This is a genomic window from Saprospiraceae bacterium, from assembly GCA_016712145.1.
In the GTDB taxonomy this organism is placed as follows: domain Bacteria; phylum Bacteroidota; class Bacteroidia; order Chitinophagales; family Saprospiraceae; genus Vicinibacter.
Map to the genome: position 1 here is coordinate 191652 of JADJRO010000001.1, position 16774 is coordinate 208425.

At 35.6% G+C, this 16774-nt stretch carries 19 protein-coding genes; 9 read left to right on the forward strand and 10 right to left on the reverse strand.

All coding sequences use genetic code 11. The features are described from left to right. The first annotated feature begins 51 nt into the window (after positions 1–51). Together IPK91_00765 and IPK91_00770 are read left to right on the forward strand one after the other, a co-directional pair. Positions 52–1023 (forward strand): zinc-binding dehydrogenase, encoded by a 972-nt coding sequence (locus IPK91_00765; protein ID MBK8295829.1) that lies wholly within the window; start codon positions 52–54, stop codon positions 1021–1023. Then, positions 1020–1514, forward strand: coding sequence for a metallophosphoesterase family protein (locus IPK91_00770; protein MBK8295830.1), 495 nt, complete (start codon positions 1020–1022; stop codon positions 1512–1514). Before IPK91_00765 ends, IPK91_00770 begins: the two co-directional genes overlap by 4 nt. Here IPK91_00770 and IPK91_00775 read toward each other — a convergent pair. After that, positions 1500–2708 (reverse strand): aminotransferase class I/II-fold pyridoxal phosphate-dependent enzyme, encoded by a 1209-nt coding sequence (locus IPK91_00775; protein MBK8295831.1) that lies wholly within the window; start codon positions 2706–2708, stop codon positions 1500–1502. The two genes, IPK91_00770 and IPK91_00775, sit on opposite strands and share 15 nt — an antisense overlap. Positions 2709–2751: 43 nt before the next feature. On the opposite strand from IPK91_00775, the gene IPK91_00780 reads away from it, so the two are divergent. From IPK91_00780 to nth, 3 genes are read left to right on the forward strand one after another with little or no spacing between them, the layout of a single operon-like run. Then, positions 2752–3813 (forward strand): RluA family pseudouridine synthase, encoded by a 1062-nt coding sequence (locus IPK91_00780; protein MBK8295832.1) that lies wholly within the window; start codon positions 2752–2754, stop codon positions 3811–3813. Further along, positions 3806–4837 carry a hypothetical protein gene (locus IPK91_00785; GenBank protein MBK8295833.1) on the forward strand — a complete coding sequence of 344 codons (1032 nt, stop codon included), beginning with the start codon at positions 3806–3808 and terminating at the stop codon, positions 4835–4837. The genes IPK91_00780 and IPK91_00785 overlap by 8 nt, the downstream gene beginning before the upstream one ends. A 1-nt stretch (position 4838) precedes the next feature. After that, complete coding sequence (gene nth, locus IPK91_00790) at positions 4839–5480, forward strand: endonuclease III (GenBank protein ID MBK8295834.1); 642 nt, start codon at positions 4839–4841, stop codon at positions 5478–5480. Here the strand turns inward: nth and IPK91_00795 are convergent. Next, complete coding sequence (locus IPK91_00795) at positions 5477–7825, reverse strand: BamA/TamA family outer membrane protein (protein ID MBK8295835.1); 2349 nt, start codon at positions 7823–7825, stop codon at positions 5477–5479. The two genes, nth and IPK91_00795, sit on opposite strands and share 4 nt — an antisense overlap. Between IPK91_00795 and IPK91_00800 the strand changes: the two genes are divergently transcribed. Both IPK91_00800 and IPK91_00805 read left to right on the forward strand, forming a co-directional pair. Beyond that, positions 7814–8026, forward strand: a complete 213-nt coding sequence (locus IPK91_00800) for a hypothetical protein (protein ID MBK8295836.1) — start codon at positions 7814–7816, stop codon at positions 8024–8026. The two genes, IPK91_00795 and IPK91_00800, sit on opposite strands and share 12 nt — an antisense overlap. A gap of 27 nt (positions 8027–8053) precedes the next feature. After that, on the forward strand, positions 8054–8593 hold the full coding sequence (locus IPK91_00805) for an RNA methyltransferase (protein MBK8295837.1): 540 nt from the start codon (positions 8054–8056) through the stop codon (positions 8591–8593). Between the two features lie 200 nt (positions 8594–8793). Here the strand turns inward: IPK91_00805 and IPK91_00810 are convergent, their stop codons facing one another. The 7 genes from IPK91_00810 to IPK91_00840 form a co-directional block, all read right to left on the reverse strand. Further along, a complete protein-coding gene (locus IPK91_00810; protein MBK8295838.1) occupies positions 8794–9303 on the reverse strand; it encodes a TlpA family protein disulfide reductase in 510 nt (169 codons plus the stop codon). A 172-nt stretch (positions 9304–9475) separates the two neighbouring features. After that, positions 9476–9889 (reverse strand): DUF4369 domain-containing protein, encoded by a 414-nt coding sequence (locus IPK91_00815; protein ID MBK8295839.1) that lies wholly within the window; start codon positions 9887–9889, stop codon positions 9476–9478. A 21-nt stretch (positions 9890–9910) separates the two neighbouring features. Continuing rightward, on the reverse strand, positions 9911–12130 hold the full coding sequence (gene purL / locus IPK91_00820; protein ID MBK8295840.1) for a phosphoribosylformylglycinamidine synthase subunit PurL: 2220 nt from the start codon (positions 12128–12130) through the stop codon (positions 9911–9913). A 96-nt stretch (positions 12131–12226) separates the two neighbouring features. After that, positions 12227–12820, reverse strand: a complete 594-nt coding sequence (locus IPK91_00825; GenBank protein MBK8295841.1) for a thioredoxin family protein — start codon at positions 12818–12820, stop codon at positions 12227–12229. After that, positions 12817–13344, reverse strand: a complete 528-nt coding sequence (locus IPK91_00830) for a TlpA family protein disulfide reductase (GenBank protein ID MBK8295842.1) — start codon at positions 13342–13344, stop codon at positions 12817–12819. The genes IPK91_00825 and IPK91_00830 overlap by 4 nt, the downstream gene beginning before the upstream one ends. Positions 13345–13662: 318 nt before the next feature. Then, on the reverse strand, positions 13663–13932 hold the full coding sequence (locus tag IPK91_00835) for a hypothetical protein (GenBank protein MBK8295843.1): 270 nt from the start codon (positions 13930–13932) through the stop codon (positions 13663–13665). Positions 13933–14325: 393 nt separating this feature from the next. Beyond that, entirely contained in the window at positions 14326–14784 is a 459-nt protein-coding gene (locus tag IPK91_00840) for a hypothetical protein (GenBank protein ID MBK8295844.1), read from the reverse strand. 165 nt (positions 14785–14949) lie between these two features. Here IPK91_00840 and IPK91_00845 point away from each other — a divergent pair, with 165 nt between their 5' ends. Both IPK91_00845 and IPK91_00850 read left to right on the forward strand, forming a co-directional pair. Continuing rightward, entirely contained in the window at positions 14950–15741 is a 792-nt protein-coding gene (locus IPK91_00845; protein ID MBK8295845.1) for a hypothetical protein, read from the forward strand. 5 nt (positions 15742–15746) lie between these two features. After that, complete coding sequence (locus IPK91_00850; protein ID MBK8295846.1) at positions 15747–16310, forward strand: hypothetical protein; 564 nt, start codon at positions 15747–15749, stop codon at positions 16308–16310. Here IPK91_00850 and IPK91_00855 read toward each other — a convergent pair. Further along, entirely contained in the window at positions 16303–16602 is a 300-nt protein-coding gene (locus IPK91_00855; GenBank protein MBK8295847.1) for a hypothetical protein, read from the reverse strand. The two genes, IPK91_00850 and IPK91_00855, sit on opposite strands and share 8 nt — an antisense overlap. Positions 16603–16774: the final 172 nt, after the last annotated feature.

Here is a 16774-nt window from a genome sequence, read left to right on the forward strand (position 1 = left end):
TTAATAATTATAAGTGTCTTCTTCGGAGGACACTTTTTTTATTTTTACACCATGAGAGCTATACAACTTGTATCAGAAAATGAAGGATTGCAATTGGTAGATTGGCCATTGCCCGATCAGAAAGATTCTTGTAAGATCATTCGGGTCAGTCATGCCGCCATAAATCACAGGGATTTATGGATTAGTAAAGGCCGGTATGCCGGAATCAAGTATCCGGTTATCCTCGGTTCAGATCTGAGTGGATATGACGATGAGAACCGTCGGGTTCTAGTCAATCCAGGTTTTTATTGGGGAGATGATCCTCGCGTTCAAGCCAAATCATTTCAAATATTAGGCTTGCCTGAAAATGGATGCTTTGCAGAATATGTTTCAGTTCCTGAACCTTATATTTATATGGCTCCTGAGCATTTGAGTGACATTGAACTTGCTGCCTTGCCCTTAGCAGGGATTACTGCTTATAGAGCATTGGTATCAAAATGCAAACCACAACAAGGTGAAAATTTACTGATTACGGGAATTGGAGGAGGAGTCGCATTGCAAATTTTACAATTTGCATTGGCTTTGAAATTGAATGTTTATGTAAGCTCTTCTGATGATCTTAAAATTGACCAAGCTATCCAAATCGGTGCCCTCGGGGGTGTTAATTATACAAATTCTGAATGGGATTCAGAACTAATGGAATTAACTGGTGGATTTGATATGATAATTGACAGTGCAGGTGGGGACTCGTTTTCAAAATTTCCCCGATTATGTAAACCCGCAGCACGGATTACTTTATATGGTGGCACCAATGGGATTATTTCAAATTTGAGTCCACAACAATTGTTTTGGAAGCAGATTTCTATTTTTGGTTCAACCATGGGAAGTCAATCTGAGTTTTCAAATATGTTGGATTTTATTAATGAAAATAAAATTGTTCCAATCGTTGATAGTGTTTATAATATGGCAGATTTTAATTCCGCTTTTAAGCGCATGGAATCCAAACAACAATTTGGAAAGATCGTATTGAATATATCCAGATGAAGCAGATTGGCTTGCTTTCAGATACCCATTCTTTTTTGGATCCAAAAATTTTCAAATACTTTAAGGATTGTGATGAGATTTGGCATGCGGGTGACATTGGTTCAATTGATGTGTTGAATGAATTGATCCGATTCAAACCATTGCGTGCAGTATTTGGGAACATTGACGGTACCGAAATCAGGATGAATAGTTCTGAAATTCAATTGTTTGAAATTGAAAATTTCAACGTACTGATGATTCATATTGCAGGGCCTTTTTCAAAATACAAACCAGAACTACGGAATGAATTGAAATTGCATAAGCCTGATATATTAATATGTGGCCATTCACATATTCTAAAAATCGCAAATGATCCAGTATATCATACGCTTTATATTAATCCCGGTGCATGTGGGAAATCTGGGTTTCATAAAGTAAGAACGATTGTCCGATTTACATTAGACAATAAAAACATCCGCAATATGGAAGTTATTGAATTACACAACGATTAATGCCTGTTCAATATCTGCTAGGATATCATCGACATGCTCCAATCCAATGGAGAATCGAATCAATGAATCTTTGATATCGTATTTTAAACGTTGTTCAACAGGAATTTTAAGATGACTCATTGTTGCAGGATGTAAAATCATTGTATCCGTTTCCCCAAGAGAAGGCGCTATGGCGCAATGTTTTAAAGCATTGCAAAAACGAATGGCTTCTTCAAGTGTATCTCCAACTTCAAAACTTACAATGGCACCATAAGCCTTCATTTGTTTTGAAGCCAGAACGTGACTTTTATTAGAAGGTAAGCCCGGATAAAATACCCGTTTTATTTTTGGGAGTTGTTCCAGTTTTGTGGCTAATTGAAAAGCATTTTCAGATTGTTTTAACATTCGAAGACTCAATGTCTTTAATCCGATATTGATCATCCAGGCGTCAAAGGGATTTGAATTACTTCCTGTAAGTTTTAAAGTTTCCCAAATTTGTTTGTGCAAATTGCGATCTCTGGTAATGATAGCTCCCCCAGTAGATGTGCCATGTCCATGCAGGTATTTAGTGGTAGAATGTACAACTACATCCGCATGAAATCGCAAGGGTTGCTGAAGTATTGGTGTGGCAAAGGTATTGTCCACAACAAAATAATAGCCAAGGTTTTGACAGGCTTGACCAATTTCTTCCAAATTAAAACATTGGAGGGTCGGATTGGCAGGGGTTTCAATATAAACCAATGTGTTGCTTTTTGGATCTGTTGCTTTTAAATTCTGAAGTTCCTCCAGATTTGTAAAATCTGAAATAATTGTTTCGATTTGTTGTTTTCCAAAGATCTTTAAAAACAATTCCGTTGTGCCTCCGTATAAATTACCCTGTGTAATAATTCGATCGCCTGGATTTAACAGAGTTTGGATTGTTAAATTTATAGCAGCCATACCGCTACTCGTGAGCAATCCAAAAGCAGGCAGGTTTAATCCGAAGGCCTCTAAATCGGCAATTTTTTGAGCTACCGCTTCAACTGTGGGATTGCCATACCGGGTATACACATGTTCACCAGGTTGATTTTTAAAAATTTCTATTCCTTCTTCAATGGAATTGAATTTAAATGCCGAACTTGCAACAATTGGAATTTTGTGAGCTGGCGTGCTTGTTTGTATTTTTGCCTCTGAAGCGCAAAGGCTCTCTAAATGCTTGAAATTAATAGATTCCATAATTTTTACAAAGTTCAAATTTCTATATTATTGTTGAATTGATATGAGTGAAGTAACTGAAATATTTGAATTAAATGATGACGAAAGCCTGGATGAAATAACCATTGAAGTTGATAAGGGCCAATCCAGTATCCGTCTGGATCATTTTTTAGTAACCCGATTGCCAAAAGTATCCAGAAACCGCATTCAAAATGCCATCTCAGCCGGACTTGTTTTAATAAATGGAAAAATAATTAAGCCAAGTTATAAAATATCGGGTTCTGAATCCATATTATTAAGGATACCCAAAGTTCAGGATCATTCGGAAATCATTCCGGAAGATATTCCTCTCGATGTGATTTATGAAGATCCTGATTTGATGGTCATCAATAAGAAACCTGAAATGATCGTTCATCCAGCACAAGGAGTTTATAGCGGAACCCTGGTAAACGCATTGGCATATTATTTTCAGCAGCAAAAAGATCCGAATGCAGCTGTTGAGAAGGAACGATTTGGCTTGGTGCATCGAATTGATAAAGAAACTTCTGGATTGTTGGTAGTTGCAAAATCAGATTTTGTACATACGCATCTCGCAAAACAATTTTTTAATCATACCATTGAAAGGGAATATTTAGCACTGGTTTGGGGCGAACCCAATCCACCGCAGGGGAGAATTGAAGCCAACATTGGCCGCGACCCAGCTCACAGACAACGTCAATTTGTTTTTGCAGATGGATTGTCAGGTAAAGTAGCTTCGACAAATTACGAATTGGTGGAAGGATACTATTATACAAGTTTGGTAAAATGCAAACTGGAAACCGGGAGAACCCACCAGATTCGTGTACATATGAAGTACATAGGGCATCCTTTATTTAATGATGAGAAATACGGAGGCGATACTATTTTGAAAGGGACTGTATTCAATAAATATAAGCAATTTGTATTAAACTGTTACAAATTACTTCCAAGATTTCCATTGCATGCAAGAAGTCTGGGATTTATTCATCCAGTAACTTCAAAGAAAATGTTTTTTGAATTGGATCTTCCGGATGACTTTAAATTATTATTGGATAAATGGAGGAATTATACAAATTCCCGAAAAGAATTGGTAGAAGTTGATGAGTAATCCGAACCATTTAAATAAATTATGTTCTCTGGCAGTGTATTTAAATGACTATTTGCAGAGTTCAGATCTAAGTTTGGAACGCGCCAAATCTCAAGCTGGCATTGAAAATCCCTTTTTTACTTCTCGGGAAATCGATCGAATGATTGAAAGCATTCGAATGAATTATTTGGATGAAGACAAGATTCGAAATTGGTATCATTCATTTTCAGTTGAATTCCAAAGTTCAGAAACGCGAATTGGAATTATAGGGGCGGGCAATATTCCTTACGTAAGTTTTCATGATATCTGGTGTTGTTTAGCAGCTGGTTTTAGAATTGCTTTGAAACCTTCTTCAAAGGATCGTGCACTTATTGTAAACCTTGTTCAAAAAATTAATGAATTTTTAAATCATGAGAATCATCCCATTGAGATTGTGGAAACACTGACTCAGTTTGATGCCGTGATTACTACAGGTGGCCATCAGGCGAGCCAAGTTTTTAAATCCTATTTTGAAAAATATCCTTCATTGATCAGAGGTCATCGCAATTCTATTGCGATTTTATCAGGCAATGAATCAGAAGATGACTTTTTTAATCTAGGTAAAGATGTATTTTCATATTATGGACTTGGGTGCAGAAATGTGCATCATTTATTGGTCCCTGCTGGTTATAACTTTGATAAATTATTGGATCGTTTTGATTTGAACTTTATTTATGTAAAGGAATGTAATAAGTATTGCAATAATTACGACTATTATTTAGCATCCCAATTATTGAGTCGATCTCATTTTTTGCAAGCTGAAAGTATTTTATTGATTGAAAGCAACAAATTAAATCCACCAATTGCTTGTTTGTGTTTTTCATATTACAAAGATGAAGATCAATTAAATGAAATAATTACTTCCTGGATGGGTCGTCTGCAATGTATCTGTAGCAATATAAACTCCTTAGCCTTCCCAGTAATTCCATTTGGCAAGAGTCAATATCCTGAATTAGATAGTTACCAGGATAATTTGGATACCATTTCATTTTTAGCAAATTTGTGACATGCCAAGAATTTCAGCCAAAGAAAAAGCCAATCAAATTCAATCAATTTTGGATGAATTGTTTCCACATCCTGAAATTCCATTAGTACATCAAGACGCTTATACTTTATTGATCGCGGTGTTGCTTTCTGCTCAATGTACCGATTTGCGAGTCAATATGGTAACGCCAGAACTCTTCAAGCTTGCAGATAATCCATATACAATGGCAAAAATTCCTGTTGAAGTAATTCAGGATATTGTAAGACCTTGTGGTTTATCAGCTGCAAAATCCAAAGCGATTTCCAGTTTATCTAATATTTTAATAAAGGATTATTCAGGAAAGGTGCCGACTTCCTTTGAACAGTTAGAAGCATTGCCTGGAGTGGGGCACAAAACAGCTTCAGTAGTTATGTGCCAAGCATTTGGGATTCCTGCTTTTCCGGTTGATACACACATTCACCGACTGGCTAAGCGCTGGGGTCTTAGTAGTGGTAAGAATGTCAACCAAACTGAAATGGATTTAAAAAAATGCTTTCCAATGGATGTCTGGAATAAAATTCATTTACAAATGATTTATTATGGACGAACTTATTGCCCGGCGCGTGGACATTTACTGGAAAATTGTAAAATTTGCAAATTGTTTAATCCCCTTGGTAAAAATTAAAAAGGATAATCTAATGCAATGTGAATTGCATAGTTTTCAAATAAATTATCCAGGCTTACAGGATAGGTACTTGAAAAAATCCAGTGCCTGTTTTCATTGTTTAAATAGGGATTGCGAAGTTTAAATCCAATATCCACTCTAAATAAGAAATAGCTTAAGTCAAATCGCAAGCCAAAACCGGTGCCTACAGCTATTTGATCTAAAAAATTAGTACTTAAAAATCCATCTCCTTTTTGAGTGCTCGTTTTAGGAAGAAGCCAAATATTCCCAACATCCAAAAACAAGGCAGCTTTAAGTCGCCAGATCACATCAAAACGATATTCAACACTGCTCTCTAGTTTAAAATCACCGGCAGCATAATATGTTTGTCGATTTTCAAGAGAGTCGCTGAGATTTAAATTGCCGGGACCTAATTCCCTAATATTCCACGCACGAAGACTTTGAGGGCCACCGACATAAAATTGTTTGATATAGGGTACTGCCGAACTATTTCCAAAGGGCGTTACTAGTCCAATTGAAAATCGTGCGGCCAATTTACTTTTGCTATTTAGTGAATAGTAAGCACGATAATCAAATTCGGTTTTATAAAATTTAGAAAATTCATATTCTCCAAACGAAAACGTGTCTTTTCTTGATTTTGAAATATTATAAAGTTGATTTGCTAAATTTATTTCAAATCCAGAAATATTTGTGCTGGCAATAAATGAATTTTGGAATTTATTTTTGATTTTACCCTGATAGTAAAATGTAAGATTATCAAGCAGAAAAGAAGTAAATAAACGCCTTCCGATAAAACTATTTTTTAGGAATTTATTAGAATCTAGAATTTCATTAAAGTAAGGAGTTGTTTTTGGCAGGTATAACGAAAAACCTATAGTATTCAATGAAATTCGCTTGCGACGTTTTATTTGCCAGTCATAACTTACATTGGTGTTGAATGATAAATATTGATACAATTGTACCAGATTTTCATAATCCAATCCGGCAACGATATTTGTACGACTGTCAGGTTTGTTTTTAAAATGAATGAATGGTCGAGCCAACCAAGACGCCAAATGCATACTTCCTGTAAGATCATAAAAACTTGGAAATGACAATTCATTGCTATAATGAATATTCAATGAATTAAAATCGTTTAATTTAAATACATTTAATTCTGTGCCTACTTCAAAACGGGTTGTAAAACTTTCAGCGCCTTTAAATAAATTTCTGTTTTTTAAAAATGCAAATCCAGAAATTCCAAAAAGTGTTTTGCTGGCTGTTTTTATGGAAGTGTAATTTAGATCTGAACCATAATCAAAAACCCAAATTTTACTAGGAGTCAACTGGATGTTGTAATTTATTTTAGTTCGGTCAACGCTATCTATTTTTGCCTCAATATTTACAAAGCGGTAGGTGCCTAATTTGGAAAGTTGATTATACGTTTCATCAACCAATGATTTATTAGAAAGTTGTCCTGGCCGAAATAATATTTTCGCTGCGACGGCTTTTGGTCTTATGAAACGATGTTCTGGGTTAATTTGAAAAATTAGCGAATCGTACAGAATATTTAATGGAGGTATGGAATCACTGGGTGTAAAAGCAGGATTTATTGAAATATAATTAACGGAATATCTTGGATGGCTACTTTTTCCTTCAGGATTAATGATTTTTAAAATGATGTTTGCTTTTAGGTGTACCGTATCTGCATCTAAAGTTTGAATGTAAACAGGATTAAACTCGGCAAAACCATTGTTAAATAATAGATCGCTGATACGGGCTTTTTCATTTTGGAATAGACTATTGTCTAAGGGTTCTCCAGGCGTTAAAAAACTTGCATCTGAATTTTTAAGTAAGAGCTCCTGAATTGATTTATCCTCTGCAATAAATTTTACATCATTTATATAATAGCGCTGACCAGGATTTACTTTGTAAATTACATTTACTTTAAATTTATTTGTATCAATGGTGTAATAACTTTTGGCATTAAAGAAGCCTTGATTATACAGGTAGTTAAAAATATTTGATTGGGTAGCTCTGCATAGAGCAGTATCTAATACAGAAGGTTTTTCACTTTGTTTCGCTAAGGAATTGGTAATCCAGTTAGATTTTTTCTTTTTAATGACATATTTATAGTATAAATATTCTCGTGGAAACACTAAAAAAAAGTTGCGATTTGGCTTTTGTTTTATAAGGGTAACTAACTGTTGATTTAGGGTCAGTTTGTTTTCAATGGTTTGTTTGCCTTCTATCTGAATTTTATTTGCATGCAAAAGCTTTTCATCAGGTTTTAATACTTTACTGGTATTACAAGCACTTAGTAATAGACTGATTCCAGTTAATATGATAAATTTGTGAATGTTCATGCATGTACCCCGACAAAGATGCTAAGTAAATCAGAAAAATCACTAATAAATTCGTTAAAAGATAGAAAATCGAGACTGTCTGAGCAATTGTATTTGGCTGAAGGGAGTCGGCTGGCATTGGATTTGTTGGCTTCTGTACCGGATCAGGTTTACAAATTAATAGCGAGTCCAGAATGGATTCAAAGAAACAGTCGGTTATAGAAGTCAATCAGCGCACGAATTGTTGAATTGTCAGAAACTCATTTGCAAGCGGTTTCAACGCTTAAAACAACCACAGAAGTCGTAGTTGTGATGAAATGGCCGGATTTTAAACATTTACATCAATACAAAGAGCCATATATATTGTATTTGGATCGAATCAACGATCCTGGGAATTTGGGAACCATCATTCGGACGGCGGATTGGTTTGGTTTATACCGGATTTATTGTTCCCCGGATTCGGTTGATGTATTTAATAACAAATGTGTTCAGGCAAGTATGTCTGGAGTCAGTAGGGTAGAAGTCATTCAAAAATCATGGATAGAGTTGCTTGAATTGCATCCTGGGATTTTAAAGTATGCAGCAGTGCTGGATGGTGATCCATATACCCGTTTTGAAAAAGAAAATCTTCAATTAATTTGCATTGGAAATGAAGCCAATGGTCTTTCAGAAGAGATCATTAAATCGTGTGATTATAAGATCAGCATACCCAAAGCAAGTGATTCTAAATCGGAATCTTTAAATGCAGCCATCGCGGCTTCTATTTTAATGTCTTGGAAAAATGTATAAATCAATTGGGATTCCATCCGATTCCCAACAAATAGCTTAATTTAAATCACATCGAATTGCGGTCACTAATGTTAAATTCATTGATCGGCAATAGTACTAAAATAAAAAATCCTTGTATTAAAAAATACAAAATTTTATTTTTTAATACAAGGATTTAAAATTGTTTTTAAAACAGAAATTCTTGAATTTTATAATAAAGTTTAAAGCACTTTTAATATTTCTTCTTCAAGATTATCTCTTGGATTCACAGCAACGATTTTTCCATCTTTTCCAATGAGGAAGGTTTTAGGAATGGATTGCACACCATATATTTTAGCCGGATCGCTTTCCCATTTTTTCAAATCACTTACGTGAGTATCCCAAGTTAAATTATCTTTTTCGATAGCGGCTACCCAAGCTTCTTTGGCACGATTTGAAAATTCTTTAACCTGCGCTTCTGATCCTAATTGTTGTTTGGTTCTGCTGTCTACACCATCAAGCGATACACTAAACACGGTAAATCCTTTTGATTTATATTTATTATATATTTCAACAACATGTGGATTGGCTCTCCTGCAAGGTCCGCACCAACTAGCCCAAAAATCAAGCAAAACTACTTTGCCTTTTAAATCAGACAACTTATAAGATTTTCCTTTTGGTGATGGAAGATTGATGTCTGGTGCAGGCATTCCAACTTTTATTGATTCGGTAGCTTCTTGCGATGCCATCATTTGCTCGGATTGCTTTACAAAGGCATCGTATGTTTTTGTAAATTCGGAATCCGGATATTTTGATTGAAGATTTTTTAATATATCCTTGTGGGTTGCAAGAAAATCAGGTCTGAATCCTAAAAATTGAATTGCAACAAGGCCAGCTGCCAATGGACTTTTAATGGTCGTTATTTTATTTTTTTACACTTTCGGCAGTGGGTTGAGATCCTGTAAATTCTGCAATTGCATCAAACACCTCATCAGAAGCATCTGAACCTTTAACATTCACTTTGCCGGTTCCCAATTCATTAAAGTTGCCATTAAAATCAATAGTACTTTCTGTGCCGTCTAAAACAAAAATCAAATTTTGTTGCCCCATAGAAATTTTATAAAGACCTGGCTTTGGGCTTTCTTTTAGGCTGAATTTGAATTTGCCGCCTTTCATTTCACTCTTATCGATTGGAGTTCCAGAATTGTCTAAGCCAATCCGGTCCAGGCTAACAGTTAAATCGGGTGCATTATTAAAATCTCCGGTGATTTGTTTGCCCTGACTACAGGATAACAAAGCAAGCAATAAAAAAAGCAATGAAAAATGTTGTCCTCTCATTTTTGTAATAATTATATTCGGTTAAAACTGATTTGAAATGGATTTAGAGTATAGTTCAAAGTAATCCCGGGTAGCGCCAAAATTTTGCTCATTAATTACCAGGTCTCCTTTTGTAACTTCCCCTAAATAATGGAATTTTTGTCCATTTTGTTGCAAAAATAACTCAAATTCTGCTTTATTCTCAGGTTTTATACTCAAAACGGCCCGTCCTTGGTTTTCACCAAACAAGAAGATGTCCTTTCGGTTGGTTTCAGGAATTTCGATGAAAAAACCTTTTTGGTTTTCTGAAAAGCAAGATTCTGCCAAACAACAAAAGAGACCTCCTTCTGAAATATCATGAGCAGACTGAACCCAGGATTTGCGAATAAGCTGTTGAATCGTTTTGTGAAGTAAAAATTCTTCTTCTAAATCAAAATAGGGCGCCGGAGCATGCGTAATCCCATGAATGATGTGTAAATATTCTGAATAGCCAATGAAATTGCTCTGAACTCCTAAAACATAAATTAAGTCGCCTTCAGATTTAAATTCAAGCGTGGTAGCAAAGCGTTCGTCTTCCATAATTCCCAGCATTCCAATAGTTGGAGTTGGGAAAACAGGTTCTGTACGATCTTTAGTAACGGTTTGATTGTAAAAACTGACATTGCCCCCTGTAACCGGAGTATCGAATTTCAAACAAGCTTCTCCCATTCCTTTCAAGGCATGTTCAAATTGCCAATAAACCTCTGGATTGTAAGGGTTTCCAAAATTCAGGCAGTTTGTAATTGCAACCGGAATACCCCCGGAACAACTGATGTTGCGGGCACATTCACTTACTGCAATCATCCCACCTTTGTGCGGATCCAAATAAACATAGGCAGAATTACAATCTGTGGTCAGGCACAAAACCTGAGAATGCCCTTTAATTCGCACCAATGCAGCATCCGCTGATTGGACGGAAGTCATGGTGCCGGTACGCACCATTTTATCGTACTGTTCGTAAATCCAGTTTTTACTGGCTATATTTTCAGAAGCGATTAGCGTTTTAGCTACTGTGACTAAATCAACGGGTTCTTCAATCAAGGTATTTTCAAAAGCATCGATCAGCTCAAAATAAGCAGGTTTGACAGCCTCTCGAACATAGATGGGAGCGCCTCCTCCTAAAACCAGACTTTCAGCGGGCACATCCGCAATTTTAGCTCCATGCATAAAGTATTCGAGGCGTCCAGTGTCTGTGACTTCTCCTATTTGAACACATTCTAAGTCCCATTTATCAAATACCTCCAAGAGTTGTTTTTCACCGCCTTTTTTACATACTACCAACATCCGTTCTTGTGATTCTGATAAAAGGATTTCGAATGGCTGCATATTTTTTTGACGGGTAGGCACTAAATCTAAATTGATTCGCATGCCGGTCAAGCTTTTGGCTGACATTTCTGAAGTCGAACAGGTGATTCCAGCAGCCCCCATATCCTGCATGCCCACAATTTGCCCAGTGGCAATTACCTCTAAGCTGGCTTCAAGCAATAGTTTTTCTTGAAAGGGGTCACCCACCTGAACAGCAGGTAAATCGGAAGCCGAGTCTTCTGTTAAATCTGCTGATGCAAAGGTTGCACCATGAATTCCATCCTTTCCAGTGGCAGAGCCTACTATAAATACAGGATTTCCAGGTCCGTCAGCTCGTGCAGATACTGTTTTTCCTATTTCAACGATGCCAACAGACATTGCGTTGACCAATATATTTTGATTGTAACAATGATTGAAATAAACCTCTCCTCCAACAGTTGGAACTCCAAAAGAATTGCCGTAGTTGCCAATTCCTTTAACCACCCCTTTCATCAATTGTTTGGTGTGATTGTTATGCAAATTTCCAAATCGAAGGGAGTTTAAAGCGGCAATTGGACGTGCACCCATGGTAAAAATATCCCTATGGATACCACCAACCCCGGTTGCTGCCCCCTGGTAAGGTTCAATGGCAGAAGGATGGTTATGGGATTCAATTTTAAAAGCACAACCCAATCCATCGCCGATATCAACGAGTCCGGCGTTTTCTTCACCTGCTTCAACTAAAAGCCGCGAACCTTTACGAGGTAATTTTTTTAATTGTAAAATGGAATTTTTGTACGAACAATGTTCAGACCACATTACAGAATAAATACTCAATTCTGTAAAATTGGGTTCACGCCCTAGGACCTGAACAATTTTTTCGTATTCGGTATCGAGTAAGCCTAGCTTTTTTGCGGTTTCAAGTCCGGTTGAAGACATTCAAATAGATTTTGTTCAGAAACCGCAAAGATAGATGAATCGATCCAACTAGGCTCTAAAATATCACGAAATGCTTTAATATGTTTTAGCCAGTGCCTAAGCTTTCTTTTTTATGCTACAACCAACCGCTTTGGTTGTATTTGGATTTGGATCTTTCCCTGATTCTAAAGCTGAAATTGCATCTTCAACATAACGAATTTGAACCGCTGCTTCATCCTTTGCATTGTCATCAATTGCGCCAATATATTTGACCACTTTATTTTTATCGAGTATAAAAACATGGGGTGTTCTCGTAGCTCCAAATTTTGGATATACTTTTTGTCCTTCGTCAAACAAATATGCAAATGGATATTTCTTTTTATTTGAAAGTTTCTGCATGCTTTCAAAATTATCTTCTGGCACTACCTCTGGGTCATTTGGATTAATTGCAATTACAGGATAACCTTTTTTTGAATATTTCTTATGAAGTTCGATGATTCTTTTTTCATACATCTGTGCAAACGGACAATGATTGCACGTGAAAACAACAATATACCCCTTGGCATTTTTATAATCTGAAAGGCTCACCATTTTGCCATCGACATTTTTTAAGCTAAAGTCTTCAGCCGCTTGGCCAATTTGATATGCCTGGGAATTTACAGACCCTATAAGAATGAATAAAGTAAAAACACTGAATACTAATGATCTCATGATTTAAAACGATTTATAAAATTTTGAATAAATTCTTGAAGTTGCTCAGTGGAATCAAAAGATGCCTCTTGAAACTGTTTTCTACCCTGAAAACTAAGCAAGGTAGCTGGAATAGAGCCTGACCAGCTGGTATCAATTTCACTAATCCAAACATTGGGATTCCCCCCATCAAATACGATTACTTCGGAATGGATGCCTTTGTTTTTAATGAATGGTACCAGTTTGCGTTTAATATTTTCAGGAAAATCAAGGCTAATCAAATACAGCTTTTGTTTTTTGGTGTTGTTCGTTGCATTCAGTTCTTCAAAATAAGGCAATTCTTGAACACAGGGTTTACACCAACTGGCCCAAAAGTTAAAAATTCGCAAAGTGTCATCTTGCTTATTAATCAATTTTTGAAGCACATCCCTACCAATTACAGCTTGTGAAGTAGCTTTATTAGAAAGGAAACTGATAGAAATTAAAAGAAAAAAGCACAGTCGCATGAAGAATAAAACGATTGCTTCTGGAAATAGTTTCTTCAAACTAAAAACAAAAGCCTTAAAATCAGTGATTTTAAGGCTTTTTTAACGATTGAGTCTTTTGTTCATTTAGAAAAAAATAAAATAATATCATCCTATTAGAATAAAAGCTGAAACATTAAGGTAAATAAAAAAATGGACAGCATTAGAACATTACCTTCAACAGCATATAATCTAGTGGTTTTGCCTTGTCTGAAATCACCCTAAGCGCTGGCAATTTAGCAGCCTACAATCCATTTAGCAACCATAAAGCTTAAAACAAAAAGCCTTTTTAGAAAATCTACCAGGGCCAGTAAGGTCAAGCTAAAAACAAACCATAAATCAAGCAGCTTGGCCAGCTTCAATCTGGCAACCGGCTTTGTGAAGATCTCGCAAAAACTCAATGATTTTGCGGTGCGCAAACACCAGCTCACCCGGGGTTGAGGTAGAAAGCTCGGTGTAATCCGGACTAGACAGCGCTGTGAAAAAAATCTCCTCCAACTCTGTAGCCATAATGTCCGGACTAGAAACATCGCAAAGCCGCTCAATGAGCTGCAATGCAACATCCGGCCCGAGGTTTGCTGGTTTAAAATTCAATTGTGTGTCGAGCATAAAAACATAATTAAAAAGTTATCAATACCGGAAGTGACTGACACTTCCTGCATGAGCAAGAAATCGCCGGACCTTACGGTTTCAAGCCTTCCGGTGTATCATAATATTTATTTCTTGATTATGTTCATTTAGATAGAAAGTAACAGTCGGTACATATTTACTACGTGGGAGTTGAAATGAAAAGTTAAAATTTTGTGGGATGTGGTGGTGTGTGATATGGTAGGATTCTGAGATTTTCACTAAGGGTTTACCCTGATTTTTATCAGGGTAAACCCTGAATTTTGAGGTAAAAACTTGACATTGGATAAGAATTATACTATTTGAATATTGATTTTAATATTCTCCTATCAAGCATAAAGGGACATCTGGGTTACAAGAATTTATTGAGCTAAATTAAGGCTCAACATAAAATGATTCCCATTGAGTTATTCCCCATTGAAGGACTTCATCAAAAGGATAATACCTAGAAGCCGGTGGATCAAATTTCAAAGAATCGATAAGTTGATTTGAATTCAAATCTAAATCAAATAATTTATAGGTAAGTTGATCTTTGCCAGGTTGAGCAACTATTTCACTATCTATTTGAAAAGTAATGGGAGCGGCAACTATGTTCATATACTGGCTAATATTTGAATTGTATTTTTTAATTCCATTTAAATAAACTTCAAAATACAAATCAGGGCCATCTAATGAATCCCAGGGTTCGCCTCCATTAGTCATTGGGAAATCATGTATTCTTACTTGCTTAAGCTTAACTTTTTTATAAGTAAGATCATCATTACATCCAGAAAAACAAATTTGAATTAAAGTTAAGCTAAATAGCACTAAGGCATGGAGCGAATTTGTGTTCATATGAAGTGATTTATAATTAATTCAAATATATGTATTCTTTGTTAAACTGCAGTTTTTTAAACAATATTTTGTAACGTTTTAAATTTTCTTATTATGAAAAAATTATTAGTTTTGACAACTCTATTATGGATTTTACAATTTGGCTGTAACAAGACGGAAACCATTATGCAGAACAAAGAAAGGGATTTAACCCAAAGAACTGACACTATTACAGAGGTTTATGTATATGACGATATTACATATACTTTGTATTTTGACTCAGAAGATGATTCTGGAGATCCCTTAAACACAGATGTTGAGGATGAATTGATTGATGCCATTGGTAGCAATGAATTTTTTACAACTTATATATATGAAAGCGGAGATACCGTTTTTATAACAAATGTTGATGATGCATTAGAAGAAGAAGATAGCACATGGACATCTGCTGTTATGAGCCCTCCAGTTTTAGCTACATATTATGAGGATGTTAATTTTGGTGGAAGTAGTTTTAATTTAACTCCAAATTATCCGTCATTGAGGAATTATACAAACGGAAACACTTGTAATGACGAATACATGATCCCGGATTTACGTGAATTGTATGTAAGTTATCCCTCTACTACATGGGATGATAGAATATCTTCTTTTAAAATGCACCAATCTTACGATGCAAAGTACTTTTATGACACAAACGGTTGGTCTGGTAATGGAGCGGTGATACAATTTGTATTGTTTAGAAACCCAGGAAGGTATCAATTTAACACAAGTGGGCATTATATGCAAATTTGGGAAATGAGAACCGCATATGGTGTTAATCAACCAGATTGGACAGTATCAAATTTAAGGAAGGAAAGATGGGCTTGGTTGTGGCCTACAAATATGAATGATTGTGTATCAGCAGTCACTGCTAGAGTATGTAAGAAGAACAATTCATGTAGTGGAGGCTGTACAATGTATTTAGATTTAATCAGATAAAAATTATGAATAAACATCTATTAATTATATTTTTATTTTCACAATTCAGTTTATTCAGTCAAATTTCAATTTACTTGAATTTTGGAATGAATTACGGCAATTATGATACTCGCTATAGCGGCTCATTTGCACCTTATTACAATATGTTTAGTTATAAAGGTGGAATTGATATTCGTTATAAATTTTCGGAAAATTATTTTATTAAATCAGGATTGCTTTATTCTCAAAGGGGAGGTAGTGTAGATAATCCATTTGTTGAAAGGCGAGATAAATTAATTGCTGAATTTCTTGAAATGCCTATTATAATTAATAGAGTTTATAAAGATAGATATTCATTTGGAATAGGATTAGTTGTTTCGCATCTTGGCCATCCAGTGGTCCACAGGATTGAGGAACGAAAGTATGATATTGATTTTACGACGACAATTGGATTTAAATTCTATAATAGATTTAGCCTAGATGCCTCCTATTTGTTTGGCGGTTTGTTGTCGTATTTTAATAAAAATGATGCTTATCTGTATTCAGTTGGAAATCTGTCCTTATCATATAGATTATTTCAATTTAAGTAATTCCACAAATGTGTTCATAGAAGCAAGTGAGTCTATTTACTACTAATGGCTCACTTGTTTTTTTTAGAAAATGAATACATCCAAAATCTTCCATAACATACACTTTGCTTTTGGTGAAAAACAAAGACTCCTGTTCGATGTGAATAATTTGCGCAAAAGGCATGTCACCGGATGTAAGATGGTTAGCGTAAACCAATGCACAAGTTCCATATTTATGAACTGCAGAAAAGGGACAGTAATGATTACAATTCTTACACCTACCCATTAATCCAGAACAATCTTTGTGATCCATTTTTACTTACATTAATAGTTAAAATATGACGCTGCCGGCAACGATTGCAACGACGTTGCATTCTTATCATCCGGCCACGGCCTTCTGATAGGTTTTCAATTTTCCAGATATGGTCAAAAAGACATTTCCATTTTGAACTGGTACAGATTTGATTTTGCTTGTTCACTTAAAT